Consider the following 2603-nt stretch of genomic DNA (forward strand, 5'->3'; position numbering starts at 1 on the left):
CATTAATAACAAATACCACTAGAAAACAAAAAGGGTTGCTCCGACAGGAAGCAACCCTTTTTTTCATTCACTCAATCGTTAGATTTGAGGAGTATTCGTCGTTACGCCATGGTTCTGACCACGATGGCGTAATAGATGATCGAGTAGAACAATCGCTAGCATCGCTTCTGCAATTGGCACCGCACGAATACCAACACATGGATCGTGACGACCTTTAGTGATGAGCTGCGTCGCTTCACCATCTTTAGTGATAGTGTCACCCGGTACCGTAATGCTTGATGTTGGCTTAAGCGCAATGCTTGCCACAATATCTTGGCCAGTAGAGATACCACCTAAAATACCGCCAGCATGGTTGCTAGTGAAGCCTTCTGGCGTTAATGGATCTCGGTGTTCGCTACCGCGTTGATTAACCACATCAAAGCCATCGCCAATCTCAACACCTTTAACAGCGTTAATGCTCATCAGCGCGTGCGCGATATCGGCATCAAGACGATCAAAGATCGGCTCACCAAGGCCTACCGGCACTTTAGTCGCAACCACTTGAATCTTCGCACCGATCGAGTTGCCTTCTTTTAGTAGGTCACGAATCAGTTGGTCAAACTCAGGTACTTTATCTGCATCAGGGCAGAAGAAAGCGTTGTTTTCAATCTCGTTCCAATCCACTTTATCAATTGAGATATCACCCATTTGAGAAAGGTAAGCTTGGATTTCAACACCAAATTCTTGTTTTAGGTATTTCTTCGCAATCGCACCAGCTGCAACACGCATTGCTGTTTCACGAGCTGAAGAGCGACCACCACCACGGTAATCACGCACACCGTACTTTTGATGGTACGTGTAATCAGCATGGCCTGGGCGGAATTTGTCTTTAATTTCGGAATAGTCTTTAGAGCGTTGGTCTGTATTTTCAATCAATAGACCAATAGAAGTACCCGTAGTTTGGCCTTCAAATACACCTGATAAAATCTTTACTTCATCTGCTTCACGGCGAGCCGTTGTATAGCGAGAAGTACCAGGGCGACGACGGTCCAAATCTTTTTGAAGGTCTGCTTCGGTAATTTCTAATCCTGGTGGGCACCCATCTACGATACATCCTAGTGCGATACCGTGACTTTCTCCGAACGTGGTCACGCGGAAATGTTGTCCGATACTGTTTCCTGCCATTACTTCCTCTAAATCAGCCATCAGCAGAAGGTTTGATTCCTAAACCCGCTGGTGAACAGCTTTACTTGTCTATTCTTCGTGAATTCATAGTGGCTTTATTACCAAATGATGTAAACCCCAAAAAAGGAACAATTTTAACTTTCTATTACATGAGCCGAACGAAATGAATAAGAGAAGGGAATAACTGGAGCTTTAAAAAAAGTGTTTTATGATGGATGAAATGCAAAAAAACCGACAACTCAGAGAGCTATCGGGTTTCTTTAAATAATGGCACGCCCTGTAGGATTCGAACCTACGACCACATCCTTAGAAGGGACGTGCTCTATCCAGCTGAGCTAAGGGCGCGCTACAGGAGGGAATTATACGAATTCGAATCATGAAAGCAACGGCTTTATGTAACATTCTGATCTAAGTGAGTAAAAAAAGGTCAACAAACATATAAGTGTTGGAAAATAGAGCAAAGCAATCGTTTGCTTGATGGTAATCAAAAAGATTTTCTGGAATAATGCGCCAAAAACATCAGCCACTAACTTGAATATCAATACTAAGGAAATTCATGACTGCTCAAAATATTGATGGAAAGCTAATTTCTCAAACGGTTCGCTCCGAAGTTGCTGCACGTGTAAAAGCTCGTACTGAAGCTGGATTACGCGCTCCGGGCCTAGCGGTTGTTTTAGTGGGTGAAGACCCTGCTTCTCAGGTTTACGTTGGTAGTAAGCGTAAAGCGTGTGAAGAAGTTGGCTTCGTATCTAAATCTTACGATTTGCCAGCCACTGCAACAGAAGATGAACTGTTAAACCTAGTAGACCAATTGAACCAAGATCCAGAGATCGACGGTATTCTGGTTCAACTGCCTCTACCTGCTGGCATCGATAGCACTCACGTTCTTGAGCGCATCACACCAGAAAAAGACGTTGATGGTTTCCACCCATACAATGTCGGCCGTTTGGCTCAGCGTATGCCAAAGCTTCGCTCTTGTACGCCAAAAGGTATCATCACCCTACTTGACCGTTACAACATCGATTTACGTGGCAAACACGCGGTTGTTGTTGGCGCTTCAAACATCGTAGGTCGCCCGATGACCCTAGAACTGCTTCTAGCGGGCTGTACAACGACGACATGCCACCGTTTCACGAAAGACCTTGAAGGCCACGTACGTCAAGCAGACGTTGTTGTGGTTGCTGTAGGTAAGCCTAACTTCATTCCTGGTGCATGGATTAAGAAAGGTGCAGTTGTGGTCGATGTTGGTATCAACCGTTTAGAATCTGGCAAACTAGTCGGTGACGTTGAATACGATGTCGCGAAAGAGAGCGCAAGCTTCATCACACCTGTACCGGGTGGTGTTGGCCCAATGACAGTGGCGAGCTTAATCGAAAATACGATGATCGCTTGCGAGCAGTTTCACTCGAAGTAATCTGTAACGCAATATAAATTAAATG

Annotated in this window: 2 protein-coding genes and 1 tRNA gene; 1 reads left to right on the forward strand and 2 read right to left on the reverse strand. The window is 44.8% G+C overall.

What is annotated here, in order from left to right; all coding sequences use genetic code 11:
• Positions 1 to 78 precede the first annotated feature (78 nt).
• Entirely contained in the window at positions 79 to 1164 is a 1086-nt protein-coding gene (gene aroC, locus BCT81_RS17090; RefSeq protein ID WP_004737962.1) for a chorismate synthase, read from the reverse strand.
• Between the two features lie 268 nt (positions 1165 to 1432).
• A tRNA-Arg gene (locus tag BCT81_RS17095) sits at positions 1433 to 1509 on the reverse strand.
• Between the two features lie 211 nt (positions 1510 to 1720).
• Here BCT81_RS17095 and folD point away from each other — a divergent pair.
• Positions 1721 to 2578 (forward strand): bifunctional methylenetetrahydrofolate dehydrogenase/methenyltetrahydrofolate cyclohydrolase FolD, encoded by an 858-nt coding sequence (gene folD / locus BCT81_RS17100; protein WP_008221243.1) that lies wholly within the window; start codon positions 1721 to 1723, stop codon positions 2576 to 2578.
• Positions 2579 to 2603: the final 25 nt, after the last annotated feature.

It is taken from the genome of Vibrio sp. 10N.261.52.A1, from assembly GCF_002876325.1.
Lineage (GTDB): Bacteria > Pseudomonadota > Gammaproteobacteria > Enterobacterales > Vibrionaceae > Vibrio > Vibrio chagasii.

Bases quoted from the DNA above. Each gene is read 5' to 3' on its own strand.
- aroC (WP_004737962.1), bottom strand. From the start codon at position 1,164: ATGGCAGGAAACAGTATCGGACAACATTTCCGCGTGACCACGTTCGGA.
- folD (WP_008221243.1), top strand. From the start codon at position 1,721: ATGACTGCTCAAAATATTGATGGAAAGCTAATTTCTCAAACGGTTCGC.